Here is a 22596-nt window from a genome sequence, read left to right on the forward strand (position 1 = left end):
TGGAGTTCACCTCATAGGTGTATTTTGAAAACAGCAACAAACGAGCTGTTATCTCTATTTTACTCCATAATACTCTTTCAATCTATGGAAATCAGATATTTATATCACGGATTCAGGATAAAATAAATATGCATTCTTGGTTTGGAAAAAATTAAAAGAGGTGGATAAACATTGATTAGAAAGAGGATTATCACAACAGTAATTGCATTAACTGCAGTAGTTGCAGGTAGCTCATCCGCACTTGCAGCTTACGATGCGACAAAGTTTTCACAACCAAAAGCAACATACGATTCGCTAGTAAAGACAGCTAACAATTACTCATACCTAGCTGCTGCAAACCCTGATTACAACTGTCTTGCCTATGCAATGCATATCACACACTCGTGGATTTGGCCATGGGGCGCAAATAACCCATCATCTGCAACAGTAGATACATATTTATCTTGGCAGGGATATATCCCCAATAATTCAGGATCATCTACTGATACAAGGATTATTTCCTACGGCACTACTTCGAGTATCGGTCACTTCGGAAGACCTTCTGACAACAACTATGTAAACTCTAAATGGGGGCAACTAGAAGTACTTCAGTCACTATCGTGGGATCCTTACAGCGGAAATTATGGCAATAAGGTTAAAACCTATAAAGTTGGATAATTACTAAACTAAAATAGAGGTGTAATCAATGAAAAAGGTTTTTGTATCTTTATTTGCTGCAGCTTTTAGCATCACTATGTTATACAACTTTTCTGCAGATGCATCAACTGTACAACAGATTGATAGCAATTTAGAAGAATTTAATAATAAACTGGAACAAGAAGTAAAGAACAAAACTCAACTTGCACATAGCAGTAATCCTTACGACTATATCAAGAACAGTAACGAGTTTCAGAATATCGTAAATCTCGGAGATGATGCTCTACCTGTAATTGAACAAAAGATTGATGAATCTCCCGGAAGTGGACTCAATGATTACATCCTAGCCATCGCAGCTGAAAAAATTGCAAAGATTGACCTTAAGAAACAAAGAGAAAGTACTTGGGAAACAGGTGATGAGTTTTCTAAAAAATTAAAAAATCACCTTAAAGCTATCCCATCCAAAGTTGAGAATATTGTTCAGTCTCAAAAGTCTAAAGAAGAAAAGAATAAAGAGCTAGTAGAGTTAGGAACACCTGCTCTACCGTTTATTCTCGAGCAAATCGAAAATGGAAATACAGAGCTTGATCTTTCAGTAAAAGAACTTGTCAAAGATAATAAGGATCTTACCGTTGGTACTTCTGATAAAGTGGATCAAAGTTGGGCAAAAGACAATAAGAACAAAGTAAGCAAACTTAAGGAATATGTTGAGTCAAAAATCTAAACAAAAGTATAGCAAAACGGACATCTCTAAAGAGAAGTCCGTTTTTTTTATCATATAATTTTTTTTGGTTGTTGAAACATAATAGCATTTTCAAACGTGTTATAAGTAGAAGGAGGGAAATACTTGAGAATGGATGAAGATTATAAATATGAATATCTTTTAAATTTAATTGACCAGTACTCCGATATGATTCTCCGCTTGTCACTAAGTCATCTTGGTAATTTAGCAGATGCTCAAGATGTTTGCCAGGAGGTTTATATTAAACTTTATAGACGTCCTCAATTTTTTGAGAATATTGAACATGAGAAAGCTTGGATAATCCGGATTACTGTTAATGCTTGTCTAGATTTATTTAGAAGTCCGTGGAAAAGATGGTTCTTACCTCATGAAGTAGTTCCCTTAGCGATTATGCAACCAGAAAATATAGAAGTTATGTCTTATGTTCTTTTACTCCCCAAGAAATATAGATTAGTAATTCATCTGTATTATTATGAAGGCTACAACACTTTAGAGATCTCTAGAATCCTTAACGTAAAAGAAGCGACTGTACGAACACGGTTGAAACGAGCAAAAGAACAGCTAAAAAAATCAATACTAGGAGGTTTTGATGATGAAGTTTAAAACTAGGTATAAGAATGCAATGAATGAAATCAACGTAAGCAATCAACTTAAAGAGTTATTAATAAAGAGGGCTACCGCTAGCCAGAGCTCCAACTTTAGAAACTTATTTAAAATTACAACAGTTAAAATTGCATTTCCCACCTTCTTACTTATTTCAACTCTTCTAATTGTAGGAGTGCCATATATTATGACAGATAATAATCAAAGTAATCAATCTTCCATATTCAGTGGATTTATAATAACAGCTTATGCAGAAAATCAATATACAATCCTGGTGAAACCTGAAGTGGAATTTCCCCTTGGCAAGTATTCAAGATTCATGAGCAATGTACCAGGTCTTCCAATCAATATCACCTGCAAAGAAGCAGATGAAATAAAAATAAGTTCTTCTGAAGGAGAACTTATACGTTGGACCCCAATAAACTCAAAAGTAAAACAATTAGGAAAAAATATTACTGTAAAATCAGGAGACACCTTTTATTGGTCACCTATTTCATTTGGGGATACTGCTAAACTCGAGTTAACAGCTTACAAAGCAAGCAAAAAGATAGGTAGCAATACCATCGAAATAAATTATGAAAGTGCTAGTGACATTTATATAGGAAAGGTAACTAACTAGTTTCACAAGGCAACAAAAACGCTAATTATTTATGTAGGGCGAGTTCCTGAAATGCAATTACTAAAGCTTTAATATAAAATGGTCCACTATAATAATATATAGTGGACCATTCTATATTAATCTACCCGCCGTAACGTAAGCGTCCCATCTCGTGGCCGATAATCCCGGACATTCCGAGTAAGAGAGTTATCATGCTTAATCTTAGGTGCGTCAATATCATGTAAAATAAGATTTGTTATAGCGAGCATATGAGGCATAGGTTTCTTCTCAATACCCATAATTGTTTCCTGTAGAACCTGGCTTGCTTCAATATTCTTGATTTGACCTGTATTTTTAAAATGTTCGATTGTGCTGGTCAAATAACCACCTGTTCCACAAGCGAAGTCCAAAACTTTTTCTCCCAGTTTCGGGTTAACCATATCTACAACAAATTGAGTAACAGGACGGGGAGTGTAGTATTCACCGGCATTACCAGCATTTTGAAGGTCTTTCAATATGTTCTCGTAGATGTCGTTAAACATATGACGATCTTCCTGTGCGGAAAAGTCAATCTCATTCAACTTGTTTATCACTTGTCGCATCAAAGTGCCTGACTTCATATAGTTATAGGAATCTTCAAACACAGCTTTCACAATAAAAGCCTTTGGATCGCTATATTCATCTAATTCCAATTCCTTCAATTGTTTAAACAAGGTATTGTTAACGAAGTCGAGAAGTCCATCTCCTGTCATGCCCTCGTCATTGGCAGCCCAATCGCGCCAACGTAATCCTTCTGGCACAATCGTTCTATATTCGTCGCGCATTAATTCCCATTCTTCTTCCTTCGCATCAAACACTTTTAAGAAAACCATCCATACTAACTGAGATATACGTTGGGCATCTCCATCGACACCTGCATCTTTGCGCATAGTATCTTGAACTGACTTTATTACTGTTGAAACTGACATTATTGATTATCCTCCCAGAATGCTTCTATGCTGTATAGATTACTTTTTCTAACTCTTTAATTGCAGTCATATAGCCGCTTTTCCCACCAAATCGTTTTACGATTTCTAATGGTGAACCAAACATCTGGAACTCAGGAATCTTTAGTATTTCAATGCTCTCTAGGTTCCCAATACCTTCATCCGCATATTTCTCTAATAACGCTTCTAAAACCTGTTTCGCTTGATCGTTATACTTGGCAAAATAATTGCATTTCTTTACGTTCTCGGCTCGCTCTCGGCGTGTGAGAGGCGGCTGATCGAACGCCACATGACAGTTTAGATCAAATGGGTCTAAGTCCTTACCAACTTCATCCTGAAGTTCATCAAGTAAGATGCCTTGAGCCTCTAACTCTTTTAGTACCGCATCCTTCTTTTCTGCATCATTCCATTTAGTTAGAAAATCATTCAAAGACTGATATTCATTCTTCACGTTTTTCTTCGTGTAATCTATCAATGACTCGGTTATGAGTTTACCTTCTTTGTCGTAATAATACACTCGCTGATTTAGAACTTTGACCTCAACATCATGCACATAATATTTGGAAGGTGGCTCAGGCCCCTCTCCACCACCATTTGGAGGATCACCTTCAGTACCACCACTAAAACCATCCACCGTTCCGCCATCGTCCCCACCATCTGGGTCATCCTCAGGAGGGATACCTTCACCTCCAGGAGGCGGTGTCATAATAATTACAGGATCACCATCGAATTCAGGATCGGCAAAAAGTTTAGTAACATTACGGAAATCTATAATTGTAAAGTATAACTTCCCAAAATCTTCTCTAATTCGAGTACCGCGGCCAATAATTTGTTTGAACTCGATCATGCTACTGATATTTGAATCCAAAACAATGAACTGACATGTTTTTGCATCAACGCCAGTGGTCATAAGTTTGCTTGTCGTAACTAGAACTGGATATGGCTCGTTTGGATCGATGAAATTATCTAATTCTGCTTTGCCTTCCTCATTATCGCCGGTAATACGCATGACGTACTTAGAGTTCTTAGCAACTAAATCCGCATTCACGTTTACAAGGGCTTGACGCATACTTTTGTTTCAAACTATTTGTTTTCTTTATCAAAAAGAAGCCTTTTCCCAATAAACTGCTAATTGCAACTCTCATAGGTATTGGTATCGTTTCAACACAAATTGTATACAATACATACTTTTTTACATTTGATAATCTTGAAGGTGAATTTTATAAAGGACCTGTGGAATCCCCGACCGACAAATATACTGCTAATGCATACTATAAAACTTATGGAGGCGCCGCTGGTGGAGTTAATTTATGGGTAGAGATTACTTATCATGATGATAACAAAAGGAAGCTTGTTTACCATAGTGATGCGAATAGAAACTTTTCTATGGAATGGACAGATGAGAATACTCTATATATTTTAAATGAAGAACCAGGGTTCCCCGAATCAAATAAAAGTGTTAAATTGAACGTTGAAAAAGAGACTTATTACGGTGGTGGATTAGTTTGGAGGATAATCAACAATCAACATTAACAGAGCCATTTAAAAAGGAAGCGGGTAAGGAACTTGTATTGAAGTCCTATCAAAGATTGCTTAACCAATGGGGAGTTTCTTATCAGGAAGAGGAAGTTCCGACAACCTTTGGTCAGACGCATGTCATTATTGCAGGAGATTCACAAAAACCTCCGCTTTTATTATTTCATGGGGTCGGTGATAATTCTGCTTTGATGTGGATTTATAATATCGCTGAATTGTCTAAGCATTTTTATATTTTTGCAGTTGATACCATTGGAGGACCTGGAAAAAGCCAACCGAACAACAACTACAATAGCATGCTTTGACCAAGCCACATGGATTGACGAATTACTTCAGTATTTTAGTCTTGATTTGATTCATATCGCAGGCGTTTCCAATGGGTCCTATCTTGCCAGTTATTATACGATCACTAATCCGAATAAGGTTAATAGGATAGTTGCGATGGCAGGGGGAGTCAAAGTAAATATGATCAGGATGCTTCTGCTTTTTCTGCCTGAAGCACTGTTTCCTGTATCCGAAAAAACAACGAAAAAATTACTCAGAAAGCTAAGTGCTCCCAATACTTCTATGGTGTTTGAAAATAATGAGGATATCATGGTTCATTGGACTTACCTGCTAAAATATTTTAACAATAGATCGATGATGTATCATAAGTATAGAAATTTCACGAAGGATGAGCTTTTGATCTTGAAGAAAAAAGCTCTTTTTTTAATTGGAGAGTACGACCGATTGTCTTATTACCCTGCAGCTATTAAGGAACTGGAGATGAACCAAATTTCTTATAAAATTATTCCAAATGCAGGGCACGGCATTAATCATGAGCAAGCGAGTCGCATTAACCATGAAATCATAAGTTATCTAAATGGCAGCCATGAACATTGAATTTCGTACAACAAGCCATTCCCTAGGGAATGGCTTGTTGTACGTATCCAAGTCTATTTTATTTTAGCAGTGTCTACAGTCTGCTTCTCGATTGCCGCAATCGTCGAATTAATACGGCGGATCAATTCAGGATTGAATTTATGATGACGATCGTATGTGAGGAGGCCGTTTACTTCCTGCTCGACATCGTAGAGCTGTGTGTAGCAAAATGCGCAGATGTATGGATTTTCTAACAGCGTTAAAGTTAAGCCTTCATAGCGAGAAAGAAATTCTTCTTCTGATTTCGGACGGTCGCCATAGCCCCAGCTCTTCTGATCAGCTTGACCTGGATTCCACCAAATGCCGCCGTATTCACTAACGAAGTAGGGCTGACCGTCGTATTTCTGTCGGTTTTGGAAGGTGACGAACCGTTCTCCGCCAGTACGCATAGCCTTGTAATTTTGGGCGAATTTTTCTGGATTTTGCTCATAATCATGTACATCGAATATATCAGTAATGACATGGAAGTTGCCGCTTGTATCAATGACAGGACGAGTTGCGTCAAGTGATTTGGTCACCTGATAAGTGATCCGCAGCACCTCATCATTTTGGCGGGCTCCCTGTGGTCCATCCCAGGTTTCATTGAACGGGCACCAGCCTACTAAAGCAGGACTATTATAATCTCGTTTTACAATTTCAATCCACTCCGGCAAAAATTGCTGCAGCCCTCGTGCGTTTGTAATATCGAGTCCCCAGTTCGCATGTACGCCCCACACGATGTACCCCAATTGGTCAGCCCAATACAAGAAACGAGCTTCAAACACCTTCTCATGCAGACGTGCACCGTTGAAGCCAAGACTCATAGACAATTCAATGTCCCGCTTTAAATCCTCGTCAGTAGGAGCGGTATAAATTCCTTCCGGGTAAAAGCCTTGATCCAGCACCAAACGTTGGAAAACGGGTTTACCGTTAATGAGAATCGCATTGTTATCCCATTTCACGGAGCGAAGACCAAAGTAGCTTTCTACGGAATCGATTGCTTTCCCGTTATACTGTAAGGATAATGTAAGGTCGTAAAGGTTGGGCGATCCGATTTCCCATAAATGGCTTTCTGAGAGCTTCACCGACAATCGACCTTGTTTGCCATTCACTACAGCAGTCTGTAAACCTACCCTTTTGCCGCCGAACTGTGCTTCTACAGAAAAAGTTAATCCGTCAGCTCCGACGAATTCACCCTCAACATGGAGGGACTGGTTATCAGAATCCGGTGTCAATTTGAAGGACTGAATATACTGCTCGGGCACGGATTCCAGCCATACGGTCTGCCAGATTCCCGTCGTTCTCGTATAATCGCATCCGTGTGAATGATACAAACCAGACTGTTTGCCTCGAGGCTGCAAGCCGGATCGTTGATCATCTTCAGCACATACAGTCAATACATTCATGCCGGCTTGAAGCAGGTGAGTGATTTCTAACGAAAAGGAGGCATAACCACCGCGATGGGTGCCTGCGGAAATACCATTTATCCAAACCTCCGTTTCGTAGTCAACTGCGCCAAAATGTACGAGGATACGGCTGCCATGCCATTCGGCAGGAATTTCTATTTCCCTACGATACCAGACCGCAGGCATGAAATCTTTGTTCTCAATGCCGGATAGCTTGCTCTCCGGACAGAAAGGAACGAGTATTTTCTCCTTTAAGGCTGAGGCCTCAAACAAATTGCGATGCTTTCCGCTTTTTCCATGATCGATTTCAAATTCCCATTCGCCGTTCAGGTTCATCCACTCGGAGCGAACCATCTGCGGACGCGGATATTCTGGACGTGGGAAGGACTGTTTTGCTGTTGTCATTATAATCCTCCTCTGAAAATGATTAATTAATAAGTTAACTATATTAGGTTTATTTAAAGATTTTGATTCAAAAATAGTATATGAAAACGATTATATAGTTGTCAACAATTAGAATTTAGCCAGTTTTCTATATTTAGAATAACTTTAAAGTTAATTATTATCTTGAAATGCGTTAAATTGGTGAAATCCAAATTCTATAAAGATGCTCCGATTTCGAATAGGAATATGAATTTATCCGAGGAAAATATAATTTTCATTGTACATTTTGCCAACTTTGTTACTTTCTTTAATCCATAAAATGTTGCATGCTAATATTTTTATGGCAAAATTGAATTTTCACAGTGGAATTTAATACTGAATAATCTATGTTGAACGCTTAGTGATTGCGGTACTTTTAGCGGGAGTTTTTCCTGTTATTTCCACGACATTGTAAACTGACTAAATGCAGATGTTGATGGATGAACTAATCGAGCATCATCGTCTTTAACAGCTACAAAATTCATCCAATATCAACGATGTCGTTTAACATAGCCAATAATTAAAAAAAGAGCGCAATTAGTTCGCGCTCCTCATTTCATTTCATTCCATCACATTCCTCCAACTATAGAAGCGTTTCTACACCATCAATAAATATCTCAGTACCTGAAATATGGCTCGATTCCTGCGATGCAAGGAATAAAACCAAATCAGCAACCTGCTCAGGCTGTCCCGGTCCATGCTCTAGCGGCTGGCTGCCTTCAGGATATTTAACTGGAATTTTGATTTTATCCAATTGTGGCGTCTCTTTCGTGCTTTCGCCGATATTGGTTTGGATAGCTCCCGGACAGATGACATTAACCCGAATTTTATAGTTCGCTAATTCAAGTGCAGCCATTTTGGCAAAAGCAATCTGGCCTGCTTTAGAGGAGCTGTAAGCTGACATGCCGAACCCGGAAAATTTACGGCTGCCGTTAATTGAGCTGGTAATGATGATGCTTCCACCGTTTTTTTTCATATGCGGAATGGCATATTTAACGGTCAGGAATGTTCCTTTTAAATTGGTCGTCAGCGTGTGATCCCATGCTTCCGGCGTTAGGTCCTCAATAGGAGAGACGACGCCATTGATTCCTGCATTTGCAAATACGATGTCAATGCGGCCCCATTGTTTCATTGCTGACTGAATCGCCTGATTTACGCGATCGGGGTCTGACACATCGGTATCAATAAATAACGATTCTCCGCCGAGTTCATTGATTTGATTCTCAACTGATTCACTGCGGTTGTTGTTTAAATCGATAAGGCATACTTTAGCTCCGTGCTTAGCCAAGAGCAATGCAGCTGCTCGGCCGATGCCAGAACCAGCCCCGGTAATAATCGCAACCTTATCTTTTACACGAAGCGTGTTTGCCGTTTGTTGCTGTTTTTCTTCAGTAACGTTCATCATTAAATCCCTCCTAAGTATAGAATTATCCGAATTAGTGTTCCATGGAATGGTTTATTTATTCTAATTATCCCAATCCGAATGAATCAAGGATAAATAGCGAGCGTCATCTGATATACTAATTAGATATCCAAACAAACTATACATTATCTGAGGTGCTTTAAATTTCATGAATGCATTAAAATGGTTGCGAAGCTTTAACTTTTTGTACTTTGCACTGCTCTCTATGTTTATTACATTTCTCCCCGTTTACCTTGCAGAACAGGGCTTACAGCCCTCACAAATTGGTTTCATTATTGGAACCGGTGGTTTTATAACTATTATTACCCAGCCTTTATGGGGCATGATCAGCGATAAAACGAGGACCATTCGTAAAATACTTCTCCTATTGGTATTAATCTCAAGCGTGACCGGTTATTTTTTGTACAACTCCAGTACTTTTTTTATGCTTATCTTATTCGCTATGCTTCTGTACTTCTTTCTTATGCCGATCGACCCGTTGCTGGAGAGCCTGAATTTCTCGATATCCGAAGCTTCTGGTGTGAGCTATGGATCAATCCGTACATATGGAGCATTAGGCTATGCTGTCACCTCACTGCTCACAGGATACGTTATGTCTTATTTCGGCGCGCATAGTTTATCATTGCTCTTTGTAGGCATTGGTCTCATCAGTTTGTTTATTAGCTGGAAAATGTCGGATGTACCGGTTACAGGGAAGCCGGTTTCTTTAAGCAGCCTCAAACATTTTATAAGCAACAAGGAGGCACTCATGTTTCTTTTGCTTGTTTTTGTTTGTTCGGTACCCGCTCGGATGAACGACACGTTTCTCGGCATATATATTCGCGAGCTTGGAGGGACTCCTGAGCTGATCGGACAATCCTTTTTTTGGCGGCTGGCAGTGAGATTATTGTATTTGCTTTAAGCTTCTGGTGGCTGCGCAAAGGCAAGGAAATGCTGCTCATTTCATTCGCGTCCATTTTCTTTTTCATTCGCTTTTTTCTGTCAGCCTGGATTACTGATCCGCATCTGCTTGCTTATTTGCAAATCATGCAAGTGCTTACTTTCCCGATCTTCTATTCAGCGGCGATTCAATACCTTTATCGCATCGTTCCTATAGAATGGCGGGCCACTGGCCAGACGGTGCTAGCGCTTCTGTTCTTCGGAATTTCAGGAATACTCGCTTCCTACTTAGGAGGGTTTATTTACGGGTCCTTTGGTGCAAAAACACTTTATCTAACGATATCTGCGATTTCTTTCCTTGGCATGTTGTTTGGCTTTATCCTAAATCGGATATATGGGAAAACGCATATCGTTAGCAACGAAGCCGTTTAGAATGATTATATGGATGCGAAAAAAGCAGGTAAATGCATGCATATCCATGAAACAAAGCTAGAACCATTTATGTAGGGGAAAATCGCATGTTTTTCATACAGCTTCTGAATAGTTTTAAAAAGAAAAAGACCCAGACAAGGGGTCTTTTTCTGCGTTCTATTTAAAAGAAGTTGTGCAATCTGAATGCACGGATGACATTCAGTGGATTAATTAGTAGCCTTTGCCGTATGGGCCAACGCCTGCGCCGCCGACGTTGTTGCCATAACCGCCACAGCTGCTGCCGCCAACTACTCCACAGCTACAAGCGATAATCACCAATAATATGAAAAGCACCAGAATAACCCCAAGGTTTGTAAAAGCACCACCTACTTGACCGGACATTTCATTGCACCTCCTTACGTATTGGGTACTCTGTAACTTATGCATGAGTGTATCGAATGGATTGGGTGTTTGTTACAGAGATATTTGGTTACTGTCATTAGCCCAAAGCGGGATTAATATTTATTTATCGATTAGCAACCGCCAAACCCACCAAACCCACCAATTCCACAGCTACAAGCGATAATCACTAGCAAGATGAAGAGGACAAGGATAAAACCAATACTATTATTTGCACCACCAACGAATCCAGACATTAAACTTTCACCTCCCTGATACTGAGTACCCTGTAGATTATGCTGAATAGGTTAGCGATGATTGGATGTTTGTACCCTATACATTTAATCAAGGTCATATGCCCATGCAGCCGTTTTGCCTCGTACAAAGGGAAGCGGCTACGAACTTCATGCATAAGGAAGGGGTTATGAAATGAAAAAAATGCTACTGGTCGCTCTTTTTGGCAAGACTGATAATGAATGAGATCAATCTAAAGGAAGCTTCGATTTCTGGCGCTCATTCGCAGATATTCCCGTTGTCGTAGCAATCAAGATGGCGCCCCAGCCGGCTTTCATAGGAGGTATTGAATGTGATATGCGTTTTAAGGATGTGTTTTCCATCATTGGACCTGGCATGATCGGACCTTCTAGCTCGCATACGGCGGGTGCCGTCCGATTGGGCAGAGTGGCACGCGGGCTGTTTGATGAACAGCCTGAGCAAGCAGATATATTATTCTACGGCTCATTGGCAGCAACTTACAGCGGCCACGGAACGGATTTGGCGGTAATTGCGGGACTGCTTCAGTTCAGTACGGATGACGAACGGATTCCAGATTCGCTTGAGCTAGCCGATTCGCTTGGGATGAAGGTCACTTTTCAGACGGGCAGCGGGCCTGCCGTTCATCCGAACACCTTGTCGATTAAGCTGCTTTCAGGAACGAAATGTTCTCAAATGACAGGCTGCTCAATCGGCGGCGGAAATATTGAAGTGGTAGAAGTTAACGGTTTTGATCTCAAATTTACCGCTAATTATCCGACACTTATCATCTATCATCTCGACCATTCCGGTGTGCTTGCGAACATCACGCGGCTGCTGAGCGAGGCCAATGTCAATATAGGCTATATGGATGTGGACCGCAAAGGCAGACTCGGGCAAGCCGCGACCGTTATCGAGACAGATGGCGAATTGCGGGAGGATCTGCTTGTGAGGATCAACCGGCTGGATTATGTGAATAGCCTTAATTACATCGATTTGAATGGTGGTGTTCCGCTTTGAGATTCAGAACCTTAAAGGAACTGGCGCTCGTATGCGAAAATGAAGGCAAGCCGATCTACCGGATTATGCTGGAGGACCAGGCGAAGGAATCCGGCCGGACGGAGGAGCAGGAATGGGACAAAATGATGAAGTATTACGGCATCATGAAGGATGCAGCAGTGAAAGGAATCTCATCGGAAAAAACGTCCCGCAGCGGTCTGACTGGCGGAGACGCGAAACGGGTGTATGCATATACACGAAAGCCAGTGGCTTCTTTGGAGCCGTTCGCTGGATCAGCAATGGCATATGCCCTTGCGGTCTCTGAAGTGAATGCTTCAATGGGGCGTATCGTCGCCACGCCGACTGCCGGGTCTTGCGGCGTCATTCCCGGCGTATTCGTCAGCAGCCAGGAGCGGTTTGGCTGGGATGACGATCATATGGTGAACGGATTGTTTTGTGCCGGAGCGATAGGCTATATCATCGCGAACAACTCTTTTATATCCGGAGCAGAAGGCGGATGTCAGGCAGAGATCGGCTCTGCAATCGGCATGGCAGCGGGTGCTCTTGTTGAGCTGAAAGGAGGGACGCCAGCACAAGCGGTTCACGCAGTCGGTCTCGCTTTAAAAAACACGCTTGGCCTGATTTGCGATCCGGTTGGCGGCTTGGTGGAAATCCCATGTATTGTCCGCAATGGGTTTGGGGCAGTGAATGCGCTAGCTGCCGCCGATATGGCGCTTGCAGGCGTAAGAAGCGTCATTCCCTCGGACGAGATCATACAAGTTATGCTTGAGGTAGGGAGCGCCATGCCGGACATTCATCGTGAAACGGCTGGAGGAGGGTTGGCACAAACGCCAACTGGGAAACAAATCATCGAACAGCTGGCAAAGGATAGAAAGAACTCTCATGCTGTTATGAAGGAGAAGGATGATGGCTATTAACGCTAAATATGATCTCCTTCCTGCGGGTAGAGCAATCGCGAACGAGATAATCGATCTACGAAGAAAGCTTCATCAGTATCGTGAGCTCAGCTTTGAGGAAGGAGAGACATCAACTGCTGTTGCTGGCTTATCAGAGCGAAAACGTGTGTCCTTTGACCATAGCGGTCAGGGGGCATTTTTTATTGAATTATTACAACTTTTTTGAAAGCGTAAATAACATATTCATTCGGTGATCGAACAAATTACATATTTGTAGCCTAACCATCTGTCCAATCGGAATAGGTGAATCAGTAATATATTACAAAGACACTGGACGATTAAACAAATTTTTACAGGTTCGTCTGAGAAAACACTATTAAGATTTGGGAGGAAATCGATGTCTGATCCGAAAGTAGTTGACAGCTAATTACTCTAATGTTAGGATAAATATTATACTAAACATAAGATATATAATATTAGTATATCTACTAGTAGGAAAATAATAAGGAGTGAGATAAAATGAATATGGTATCGATTGTGCTTCAAATTGTTTTAGGTTTAGGTTTTTTGGTTTTTGGAGCTTCTAAGCTCGGTTCCAAGCAAATGGTTGATGAATTTAAGCGTTATGGCTTGCCTCAATGGTTTAGAATGTTAACAGCCTTGCTCGAAATAGGCGGTGCCGCACTCATCATAGCAGGAATTTGGAATCACATGCTGGCAGCTATCGCTGGAATAGTGCTAGCCATTATTATGGTTGGAGCTATTGTTACGCATTTACGAGTAAAGGATCCGATAGCCAAAACGGGTATGCCCATCATTTTGATGATTTTATCCTTAATTGTCCTCATTTTGAATTGGAATGCATCGTTTGGATAAGGATTAAGCAACTAATCTCTCCTTATCCGATCAGATGATGAATAGGTTAAAGGAGGTATTCTAATGTACCAAGGAGACGAACAAAGCGAGCTCGATTTAAGACTCTTCCGGGTTTGGACTAAAGCATCCAAAGCAATATTTGATAATGTACAGCGTGATATTGAAAGTCACGGAATCAGTCCTGACCATTTTATGATACTTGAACTTCTCTACAACAAAGGGCCGCATCCTATCCAAAAAATTAGTGAAATTTTCTCGATTCCAAGCGGAAGTATTACTTATGTGGTAGATAAGCTGGAAAAAAACGACTTTGTAAAACGACTGCCAAGTCCCACGGATCGAAGGACTTCAAATGTCACCCTTACGGAGAAGGGTGAAGCGTTATTTAATGAGATTTTCCCCAAGCATGTTGAGATTATATCCAAAAACATTTCATTTATCGATAACGAGGAGAAGCTTCAGTTGATCCAACTTCTCAAGAAAATTGGGCTTGGTGCACAGGGGCTTTGAAAAAGCTGAGATCCGAAGAGTTGAATGCGATTAAGAAAATTTGCACAAGAAAATGCATAGGGAATATATGCCAGTCGTAGCCTATATACGGCATATTCACAAGTTGAATATGCCCGTCAAGTGCATTTGCGCTTGGCGGGCTGTTGTTTGGAATCAGCTATACAATCGTATTTTTTTAATTGATTTATTGAATCACGCAAAGAACCCATACTCTTCCATTCCTTTTCGCATAAAATAAGATGTGCATAGAACCTCTTTTTGATGACTTCTTCCTTATTGGGAGGTCATTTTTTTTTATCTATAAAATAGGATGCATGGCTTGAGGGTACTGAAACAAAGGTTATTACGTTAAGTTTCTTCATTAAAACATCCATGAAACCCAATACGACAAGAGGACTAAAGTGATAATGACGGTAATGGGGATGACGAGCGCAGTGACCTTCAAATATTGACCCCAGGTTATTTTTACTCCGCCTTTTCTAACGATGTGAATCCACATTAAAGTAGCAAGCGTTCCGATTGGCAATAGAAGTGAACCGATATCGCTGCCCACTACACTCGCTAAATAAGCGATTTTTAGCGTTAATGGATCAAGTCCCATATCCATCAAGGTTAACGTTCCCACCATTAAAGCAGGATGATTGTTAAATAGATTCGATAGAATACTTAACAAAATACCCATAAATACACTAGCATTCAGCAAACTGCTTGATACAAATGGCTGTAGAAGCCCAACAAGCCACTCTGTTAATCCGATATTGTTTAAGCCGAAAATGATTACATACATGCTAAAGGCGAAGAGGAGAATATACCATGGTGTTTTTTTCAGCATATCGGATGGTGGGATTTTCAAATAGTACCAGCGCCATATTAACAACAAGGATGATCCGATTACTGCCATTAACGAGATCGGGAAGTGGAGATAGGAGGCAACAAATAGGCTAATTCGAACACAAAATACGAAAATGAGGATGTTGCGCATAAATTTGTTGCGGTTCTCAAGTTGGACGACTTCTTTTAAAGGATGGCTTCCAGGGATCAAATTCCATTTCTTAACCTCTGGCAGTTTTTTGGGGAGAATGCGGTAAAACGTAAGAAAGAGCAGCAAGGTCAAAAGGATAAGCCCTAAAGATGCTGGGACAAACATCATCGCTGTGTGCATGTAAAGGTCCATATGAACGATTTTTAATGCGATCAAATTTACGATATTACTAACGCCGATGGGAGCGCTTGATGCTGTCGCAATTAAAGCGCCTGATAATAGATAAGGTATTTTTTGCGCATTTTTTAGTCCCATATTTTTAAGCAAAAGCAATAAAATAGGTGTTGTAATTAATATGCTTCCGTCATTGTTGACAAAGAGGGTCATGAGAAAACAAAATAGATTCGTTAACCAAAACAGACGAATGCCGGACCCTTTTGCTTTTCTCGTAAGAAGCTCTGCCGCCCAATAAAAGAAGCCAAAGCTCTCTAATACAATAGCCATAACAATGGTTGCCATAATGGTAATAGCGGCTCCGCTTATCGTTTCTGTAATTTGTCCAAGATCTGCTAGAGAAACACTGCCGCTGAGAAGAACAAAAAAAGCGCCAATCGTTGCTGGAATCGCTTCGTTAACATGGGGACGCCAAAATATAAAGCCAATCGTTAAGAGGAAGGAACAAAGTGTGATGATAATCATTAAATCGTGCATGCTTAAACCTCATTTCGTGGATAGAAGTTTTCTCTCTAGGTAGTTAATCACGCTTACTTCCGTCCCAGTTGCTTTGCTAGGGAATAGGCATAGCCTCCTCTATCGTTGTATTTAATAGTATTAATATAATGTATGTATACGTACAAGACAGATCATTCGTACTGGCCAATGTCCCTATTCCTATTAAAATGCGCGAGTATCAATTGAAGATATTTGTCTCGTAATGATAGTTACCGACAATGGATAGATGACTATTTTCATCATTGGATGTCATTCATAAATATCATTAAAAAAGACATTTTCAACCAGTTTACTTTGTGATACACTTTGTATCGAAAGCGCTTAAATGAATGGGAAGAGAAAAAAAGCACAGTAAGAATGCTTTTATTTTTAACCAAAGTTAAAGCGCTTAAATTATTGAAGGAGGCGAAATGATGTACAAAAACGTTTTTCGTTTGGGTAGTACGATTAAGAAGGCGGCAGTAATCGGGCTTGCAACGATCATCGTGGCAGGGATGTCTCAGGTTCCTTCATCGTTCAAAGAAACCGTACGGGCTGCTGGAGAATTGAGACCGTTCCCACAGCAGGTCAGCTATCCAGGTATTATCAAACCTAACCATGTCAGTCAATCATCAATGAACTCTTCAGTCTCATCGTATTATAATTACTGGAAAGGCAAGTACGTCAAAAACAACTTGTCATCTCTTCCTGGTGGATATTACGTAAAAGGAGACATTACAGGCAGTGCGGATGGCTTCAATCCGCTGGGTACCTCTGAGGGTCAGGGCTTCGGAATGGTTATCACCGTATTGATGGCAGGACATGATTCAAATGCAAAGACTATCTTTGACGGAATGTTCAAAACTGCAAGAGCGTTCAAAAGCTCTGGCAATTCAAGCTTAATGGGCTGGGTAGTTGCGGACAGCAAAAATGCGCAAGGCCATTTCGGCTCCGCAACGGATGGAGATTTGGACATCGCTTACTCACTCGTTTTGGCGCATAATCAATGGGGCTCAAGCGGCTCTGTCCATTATTTGAATGAAGCCAAGAAAATGATTAATGCAATCAAATCCAGCAACGTTACAAACGGCAATCGGCTGAATCTTGGTGATTGGGATACGAAGAGCGCAGCAAATTCAAGACCATCTGATTGGATGCTGAGTCATCTTCGCGCATTTTATGATGTTACAGGCGATCAAACCTGGATAAATGTTATTAACAGCTTGTATACGGCTTATTCGCAAGTCAGCAATACGTATTCACCGTCTACGGGTTTGATTTCTGATTTTATTGTAGGTAATCCAGCTAAGCCGGCACCTGAGAATTATTTGGATGAATTTAAAGAAACGAATCAGTTCTATTATAATGCTTCTCGCGTACCACTGCGGATCGTAATGGATTACGCTCTTTATGGAGACACAAGGTCCAAAACAATCGCTAATAAAATGGCGGTATGGATCAAAGGCAAGACAGGCGGTTCTCCATCAGGAGTTAAAGCAGGCTATACGTTAAGCGGTACAGCTCTCAACTCGTATAGTGAAGCCGTATTTACCGCGCCATTGATTTCTGCTGCGACAACGAGCACAAGTCATCAGGCATGGGTCAACGCAGGCTGGGACTGGATGAAGAATGCGAAATCCAGCTATTTTAGCGATTCTTTTAACTTGCTTAACCTGCTCTATATCTCAGGCAACTGGTGGAAACCAGGAAGCGGAGGGCCTAGTCCAACGAATACACCTACCCCAACGGCAACACCGACTCCAACACCAACCGCAACACCAACACCGACTGCAACACCAAGTCCAACCACTACTCCAGGTCCTAACAATCCAGGCGCAAGCCTTGCGGTGACGGAAGATAGCTTTGTACGAGGCGGCACATATAGCGGAGATAATTATGGCACTCAAGCGACCCTCACCATTAAGAAAAGAACAACGAATGCATCCTTTGATCGGAACGCGTATTTGAAATTCAATAAATCAACCATTATAGGTGCAGTGAACTCTGCTGTATTGAGGGTATATGTGAACAGTCTTCATAGCAATACTAGCTCGTTCCCATTGCAGGCAATAGGAATAACGACGAATTCTTGGACGGAATCAACGATTAATTATTCGAATCAGCCAACAACGTCAGGTACGGCCTTAGGATCAGCAACCGCGAGCTCAGGAGGGACTTATGTCGATTTGGATGTTACCTCCTTCGTTAAGAGTTCATCAGGCACTACTATATCGTTCCGAATAATCGGACTGACCGAGGATGCGGGAGCTGATATCGCTTCTAAAGAGAATACGACAGCGTCACGGCGTCCGGTGCTTATCATCAACGGAGGCTAGACAGTTCAATTGACTTCAGGCAAATACGTTCAAATTGTAAACATTCGTAAGTCGAAATGGTAATTGTACTAAAAAAGGGCAGCCCGTTTCATTTTGCGGAGCTGCCCTTTATCGGTTTATATTGAAATGGCAGCGTGATTCCAATCGTCTGAATGGTCGGATTTTATAAGCGGTCAGCATGCATTAATGCTTCTCCGGTTTCAAACGAAGAGGTTTGCCGATTTGCCCCGTCTTCCTAATGACTATATTCGCGGTAACCTCAATCTTTGCTCGGCCAAACGTTTGTTTCCAATCTTTTTGCATCGTTTTCCAGCGATGCGGGTATTTTCGATGTACGATTTGACCGAACCCGAAAACATCAGCATTTAACTTTTGCGCTTTTTGGACCGCCTTCAACGCTTCCTTTTCGATATCTTTGTTTAAAGCTTTCTGCATGAGCAAAATATTGGAAGACTTAGCGAGATCCAGATCCGTGTTGTTCTCGAGTATATTTCCGTTGCCAGAAAGCCGAATTTTGATGGTAGCGTTATCTCCATTAAGTGCAACTGAGACATCACTCTTTAATTGCCTAGAGTCGACGGACATGTTGCCATTTTGTTCTGGAACGTCAGGCGTCAAAGATAAATCCTTTATATTCCCCATAATCCAATGCCGCATTGCGTTAGTTTTAGCATCCAGATATCCGATTAATTTCAACTCATCATCAAATGCTGCGATCCCGGCAAAAAGAATAGTTGATTCATTCGCTTTATTTTTTTTATTTTCTTTTTCTACATTTTTCAATATCTGGAGCACCGGCAATACCGGGGTACTTCCTTCCGATGAAGCGGCAATCAAAAAATCCCGCAAAGCGGTTTCGGCTCCTGCGACGAGATGAGAGTGGATCTTGAAAATACCTAAAACAGGAACCCGTTCGAATGGATATTGCTGTTTAAGTATATCGTTAGCGGTTCCGCCCTTTACGATAAATATATCGGTACGCAAGCGCACGATAATATAGCGCGAATATTCGTCGATAACTTTAGCAATTCCATGCTTAGCAAGATCTTCACCAATCAAGATCGATCTCCGATGTCCCGCAAACAAAGAACGAGACAGCCTTAAATCCATATCGTCAGCGGCAGATCTAATATTTTTTCCTTTTCCAACCGAAGTGACAAATGAGCTTCCTTTACCTGCTCCTCCTTGTTCTGCACTGAATTGAGATGTTGTCGCTAGCTGAGCTGTAGCATGGTAACTGCCATCCTTGTAGTCCATTCCCCATCCCAGTAGGATTGCACGATCGTTAAGCTCCTTGCGATCCCAGCAGCCGGTTAAAGAGATCATAGATATGCAGAGAAGCAGCTTGGCGAATCCCATGACTTTTCTCAAGCAGGTCAACCTCCTTCTTTTGCCGTTTTTTTGCGAAAAAGGCTCACCACAAGCAGTAGAACAGGGATGGCGATTGCCGTAATTGGAAAATCAAATGGGATTCGGTACATAGTCGGATAATCGATGGAGGATTGATCGACATTTTTGAAAGAGACCGCAATAACATAGCCGACCGCTACGACGAACCATATTACCGCTCTCCAATTTTTAATGCCCAGCCATTGCGCCGTACCGTAGCTTGCAGCGAAAACATACAAGGCCAATTTAATAAATACACTGAAGAACCAAATAATTACAACGTAAGCGTCAATATTTTGAATAAACTCCATGGTTGAAATAAAGCCGGTCATTACAAAAAAAGGATACCTCATTCCTCCAGCCAATTGGGCAAATGAAATGACAACAGATATCGTAATGATCCATATCATCATAAAGGCGACAATTGAACCACGAAGTGCTTTTGACATAGAAGCAGCTGGTTTGGTCATAAATGCAATCAGCATGGTCAGAATAGTGGACTCGGCAAAAAAACTCATCGGAGGCAGCGATCCCTTCCAAATATCGATAGCCTTGTTATCAACCAAGACCGGGAGCAGCTTGTGCCAATCCATGTATTTGAAGGAAAGGATAAAAATAATCAACAAGGTTACGATCAGGAGAGGCCCAATGACTTCTGCACATCTCGCGATGGTTTCTACACCTCTTGTGATCGTAACGTATACGAGCAGTATTACGATCATTAAGATCAACACCCAAAAGGGAGTTCTATCAAACAACATCAAATGCAGGAAGTCGGAACATTGCCGCAAAATAGCGCCTAAAATAGAATACCATTTGATCAAGTAAGGAATGACAATCAAGCTTCCTAACCACTTTCCGAGAATGGTGCGGCTAAATTCGATCAGTGTTAAATTCGGATAGCGCATACACAGCGTGACTGTAATCCAGGTTACGATTAATGATCCTAAGCCTGCGACCAAAACGGAAATCCAAGCATCTTGATGAGCATGACTGATGGTCGGTGTGATGCTAAGCAGCAGACACATTCCCGTTTGCATCGTAAAGATCAACCAAAAAAGCTGGTTTCCAGATAAACTCATATTCTTCACTTTTATTCCTTCTCTCCTGTAGTGAGATGCATCATTCGTTGTCTTGAGCAGGCTTCGTATTTGGCATCGGACTTGGCGAAAGACGTTTTTTGTTTTTTCTTGAGAATGCCGGACGTTTAAACATAGCCCAGCGCGGCGCGCGCACGAGTACATCCTTCAAATCGCCATTATACCTGGGAGCAACCGGAGAGAAGTACGGTACGCCGTATGAATTTAAGTTGACAAGATGAATCAGCACAAAAAGTATTCCGAATGCAATGCCGAAAAAACCCATCATTCCCGATAAAATCAGGAGCGGAAAACGGAGCAAACGGAACGAGGTTCCAAAGTTGTAGCGCGGAATTGTAAATGATGCAATACCAGTAGCCGCTACAACGATAACCATAGGTGCAGAGACGATGCCTGCTTGTACAGCAGCCTGCCCGATGACCAGCGCACCAACTATGCTGACTGCTGAGCCGGCAGCTCTTGGTAACCTAACTCCTGCCTCACGCAAGGCTTCGAATGTAAATTCCATAATAAACGCCTCAATAACGGCTGGAAATGGACTTGGTTCCCTTGCGACGGCGATGCTGAGCAGTAGATTTGTCGGCATCAGCTGCGGATGATAGGAAATGATCGCTACATAAGTTGAAGGCAATAACAGCGAGATTAATAATAGAACATAGCGGATCCAGCGAATGGCCGTCGAATAGAAGAACCGCTCATAATAATCGTCAGCCGATTGCAGCGACACCCAGAACGTCATTGGAACGATTAGCGTAAAAGGAGAGCCATCCTCCATAATAGCAACTTTACCTTCCAGCAGGGCGGCCGCAGTCACATCGGGCCGTTCCGTATTTTGCACCTGCGGGAACGGGGAGAAAGGGGCATCCTCAATAAATTCTTCAATGTATCCTGACCCAAGAAGGGCATCAATTTCAATTTTAGACAGTCTTTCCCGCACCTCATCAATGATTGATTCCTGGGCAATCCCCTCAATATAAGCGATTGAGACAACCGTCTGGGATAGCTCTCCGATAATGATGGATTCCAATTTCAGGCGCGGTGATTGAATTCTTCTTCGGACAAGACTTGTGTTCACCCGCAGTGACTCTGTAAACCCCTCCCTCGGTCCGCGGAGAGTTACCTCGGAGCTTGGCTCTTGAATAGCTCGCTTCTCAGAGCTTGCGATATCAGCAAGCAATGCGGTTGCTTCACCATCAATCAGAATGGCAACATTTCCTTTTAAGATCGCTTTAATGATTTCGGATGTCGTTGCTGCTGTTTTGGTTGAAGCAATTGCGGTCGCTTCCTTCTTTATTTCTTCAGCGATATCACCTTGCATCTTATCTTGGAATAAATGCGGTTTTTGAATGATTTTATCCAGAGTCTGAACGTCAATTAGACCTTCTACAAAAATGATCAAGATCTTCAACTGTTCATGGATCTGAATAGGGCGGAGCTGGATGTCGGAGCAATTGCGAAATACATCTTTAAAGAGCGTCTCATTCTCAACAATATTTTGGCTTAAATACTCAACAGGGCTATCAAAATCTAATGTTGTGGCAGACTGAGGGAGCATTTTTTTTTGTTTATTCTTAAAGAAACG

General features: G+C 41.5%; 22 protein-coding genes and 3 pseudogenes. 15 read left to right on the forward strand and 10 right to left on the reverse strand.

Annotated features, from left to right (window positions below):
* Positions 1 to 171 precede the first annotated feature (171 nt).
* From AC1TPC_RS04475 to AC1TPC_RS04490, 4 genes are all read left to right on the forward strand, one after another.
* Positions 172 to 657 carry a DUF7689 domain-containing protein gene (locus tag AC1TPC_RS04475; protein WP_482065667.1) on the forward strand — a complete coding sequence of 162 codons (486 nt, stop codon included), beginning with the start codon at positions 172 to 174 and terminating at the stop codon, positions 655 to 657.
* Between the two features lie 28 nt (positions 658 to 685).
* Positions 686 to 1360, forward strand: a complete 675-nt coding sequence (locus AC1TPC_RS04480) for a hypothetical protein (protein WP_482065668.1) — start codon at positions 686 to 688, stop codon at positions 1358 to 1360.
* A 129-nt stretch (positions 1361 to 1489) separates the two neighbouring features.
* The gene (locus tag AC1TPC_RS04485) at positions 1490 to 1981 is read left to right on the forward strand and encodes an RNA polymerase sigma factor (RefSeq protein ID WP_482065969.1); all 492 of its coding nucleotides are present in this window, start codon (positions 1490 to 1492) and stop codon (positions 1979 to 1981) included.
* The gene (locus AC1TPC_RS04490) at positions 1968 to 2600 is read left to right on the forward strand and encodes a hypothetical protein (protein ID WP_482065669.1); all 633 of its coding nucleotides are present in this window, start codon (positions 1968 to 1970) and stop codon (positions 2598 to 2600) included. The genes AC1TPC_RS04485 and AC1TPC_RS04490 overlap by 14 nt, the downstream gene beginning before the upstream one ends.
* 116 nt (positions 2601 to 2716) lie before the next feature.
* Here the strand turns inward: AC1TPC_RS04490 and AC1TPC_RS04495 are convergent, their stop codons facing one another.
* Complete coding sequence (locus AC1TPC_RS04495; protein WP_482065670.1) at positions 2717 to 3547, reverse strand: type I restriction-modification system subunit M; 831 nt, start codon at positions 3545 to 3547, stop codon at positions 2717 to 2719.
* Positions 3548 to 3572: 25 nt separating this feature from the next.
* Positions 3573 to 4634, reverse strand: a pseudogene (locus AC1TPC_RS04500) (type I restriction-modification enzyme R subunit C-terminal domain-containing protein); the annotation flags it as partial.
* 74 nt (positions 4635 to 4708) lie between these two features.
* Here AC1TPC_RS04500 and AC1TPC_RS04505 point away from each other — a divergent pair.
* Genes AC1TPC_RS04505 through AC1TPC_RS04515 form a run of 3 tightly spaced genes read left to right on the forward strand, consistent with a single transcriptional unit; the run spans position 4709 to position 5983 of the window.
* Positions 4709 to 5098 (forward strand): DUF5412 family protein, encoded by a 390-nt coding sequence (locus AC1TPC_RS04505; protein ID WP_482065970.1) that lies wholly within the window; start codon positions 4709 to 4711, stop codon positions 5096 to 5098.
* A complete protein-coding gene (locus AC1TPC_RS04510) occupies positions 5071 to 5406 on the forward strand; it encodes a hypothetical protein (RefSeq protein ID WP_482065671.1) in 336 nt (111 codons plus the stop codon). The genes AC1TPC_RS04505 and AC1TPC_RS04510 overlap by 28 nt, the downstream gene beginning before the upstream one ends.
* Positions 5354 to 5983, forward strand: coding sequence for an alpha/beta fold hydrolase (locus AC1TPC_RS04515; protein ID WP_482065672.1), 630 nt, complete (start codon positions 5354 to 5356; stop codon positions 5981 to 5983). The genes AC1TPC_RS04510 and AC1TPC_RS04515 overlap by 53 nt, the downstream gene beginning before the upstream one ends.
* 53 nt (positions 5984 to 6036) lie before the next feature.
* Here the strand turns inward: AC1TPC_RS04515 and AC1TPC_RS04520 are convergent, their stop codons facing one another.
* A complete protein-coding gene (locus AC1TPC_RS04520) occupies positions 6037 to 7812 on the reverse strand; it encodes a glycoside hydrolase family 2 protein (protein WP_482065673.1) in 1776 nt (591 codons plus the stop codon).
* 601 nt (positions 7813 to 8413) lie between these two features.
* Complete coding sequence (locus AC1TPC_RS04525; RefSeq protein WP_482065674.1) at positions 8414 to 9235, reverse strand: SDR family oxidoreductase; 822 nt, start codon at positions 9233 to 9235, stop codon at positions 8414 to 8416.
* A 223-nt stretch (positions 9236 to 9458) separates the two neighbouring features.
* On the opposite strand from AC1TPC_RS04525, the pseudogene AC1TPC_RS04530 reads away from it, so the two are divergent.
* Positions 9459 to 10564, forward strand: a pseudogene (locus tag AC1TPC_RS04530) (MFS transporter).
* 210 nt (positions 10565 to 10774) lie between these two features.
* Here the strand turns inward: AC1TPC_RS04530 and AC1TPC_RS04535 are convergent.
* Positions 10775 to 10945: a hypothetical protein gene (locus tag AC1TPC_RS04535; RefSeq protein ID WP_482065675.1), complete on the reverse strand. Its 171-nt coding sequence runs from the start codon at positions 10943 to 10945 to the stop codon at positions 10775 to 10777.
* Positions 10946 to 11076: 131 nt separating this feature from the next.
* Entirely contained in the window at positions 11077 to 11199 is a 123-nt protein-coding gene (locus AC1TPC_RS04540; RefSeq protein WP_482065676.1) for a YjcZ family sporulation protein, read from the reverse strand.
* A gap of 334 nt (positions 11200 to 11533) precedes the next feature.
* Between AC1TPC_RS04540 and sdaAB the strand changes: the two genes are divergently transcribed.
* The 5 genes from sdaAB to AC1TPC_RS04565 all read left to right on the forward strand — a co-directional run bounded on the left by sdaAB (position 11534) and on the right by AC1TPC_RS04565 (position 14496).
* Positions 11534 to 12214, forward strand: coding sequence for an L-serine ammonia-lyase, iron-sulfur-dependent subunit beta (gene sdaAB, locus AC1TPC_RS04545; RefSeq protein ID WP_482065677.1), 681 nt, complete (start codon positions 11534 to 11536; stop codon positions 12212 to 12214).
* Entirely contained in the window at positions 12211 to 13131 is a 921-nt protein-coding gene (gene sdaAA, locus AC1TPC_RS04550; protein ID WP_482065678.1) for an L-serine ammonia-lyase, iron-sulfur-dependent, subunit alpha, read from the forward strand. Before sdaAB ends, sdaAA begins: the two co-directional genes overlap by 4 nt.
* Entirely contained in the window at positions 13118 to 13336 is a 219-nt protein-coding gene (locus AC1TPC_RS04555; protein WP_482065679.1) for a hypothetical protein, read from the forward strand. Before sdaAA ends, AC1TPC_RS04555 begins: the two co-directional genes overlap by 14 nt.
* 293 nt (positions 13337 to 13629) lie before the next feature.
* On the forward strand, positions 13630 to 13986 hold the full coding sequence (locus AC1TPC_RS04560) for a DoxX family protein (RefSeq protein ID WP_482065680.1): 357 nt from the start codon (positions 13630 to 13632) through the stop codon (positions 13984 to 13986).
* 63 nt (positions 13987 to 14049) lie between these two features.
* Positions 14050 to 14496 carry a MarR family winged helix-turn-helix transcriptional regulator gene (locus AC1TPC_RS04565; RefSeq protein ID WP_482065681.1) on the forward strand — a complete coding sequence of 149 codons (447 nt, stop codon included), beginning with the start codon at positions 14050 to 14052 and terminating at the stop codon, positions 14494 to 14496.
* A gap of 361 nt (positions 14497 to 14857) precedes the next feature.
* Here AC1TPC_RS04565 and AC1TPC_RS04570 read toward each other — a convergent pair whose 3' ends face one another.
* Positions 14858 to 16189 (reverse strand): ArsB/NhaD family transporter, encoded by a 1332-nt coding sequence (locus AC1TPC_RS04570; protein WP_482065682.1) that lies wholly within the window; start codon positions 16187 to 16189, stop codon positions 14858 to 14860.
* 542 nt (positions 16190 to 16731) lie between these two features.
* Between AC1TPC_RS04570 and AC1TPC_RS04575 the strand changes: the two are divergent.
* Together AC1TPC_RS04575 and AC1TPC_RS04580 are read left to right on the forward strand one after the other, a co-directional pair.
* Positions 16732 to 17895: pseudogene (locus tag AC1TPC_RS04575) on the forward strand (family 8 glycosyl hydrolase); the annotation flags it as partial.
* 141 nt (positions 17896 to 18036) lie between these two features.
* Positions 18037 to 18525 carry a CBM96 family carbohydrate-binding protein gene (locus AC1TPC_RS04580; RefSeq protein ID WP_482065971.1) on the forward strand — a complete coding sequence of 163 codons (489 nt, stop codon included), beginning with the start codon at positions 18037 to 18039 and terminating at the stop codon, positions 18523 to 18525.
* A 183-nt stretch (positions 18526 to 18708) separates the two neighbouring features.
* On the opposite strand, the gene AC1TPC_RS04585 is transcribed toward AC1TPC_RS04580, so the two are convergent.
* From AC1TPC_RS04585 to AC1TPC_RS04595, 3 genes are read right to left on the reverse strand one after another with little or no spacing between them, the layout of a single operon-like run.
* Positions 18709 to 19896, reverse strand: coding sequence for a Ger(x)C family spore germination protein (locus AC1TPC_RS04585; RefSeq protein ID WP_482065683.1), 1188 nt, complete (start codon positions 19894 to 19896; stop codon positions 18709 to 18711).
* A gap of 5 nt (positions 19897 to 19901) precedes the next feature.
* Positions 19902 to 20996: a GerAB/ArcD/ProY family transporter gene (locus tag AC1TPC_RS04590; RefSeq protein ID WP_482065972.1), complete on the reverse strand. Its 1095-nt coding sequence runs from the start codon at positions 20994 to 20996 to the stop codon at positions 19902 to 19904.
* Between the two features lie 40 nt (positions 20997 to 21036).
* Entirely contained in the window at positions 21037 to 22569 is a 1533-nt protein-coding gene (locus tag AC1TPC_RS04595; RefSeq protein ID WP_482065684.1) for a spore germination protein, read from the reverse strand.
* Positions 22570 to 22596 lie beyond the last annotated feature (27 nt).

It is taken from the genome of Paenibacillus sp. Y280 (assembly GCF_056786335.1).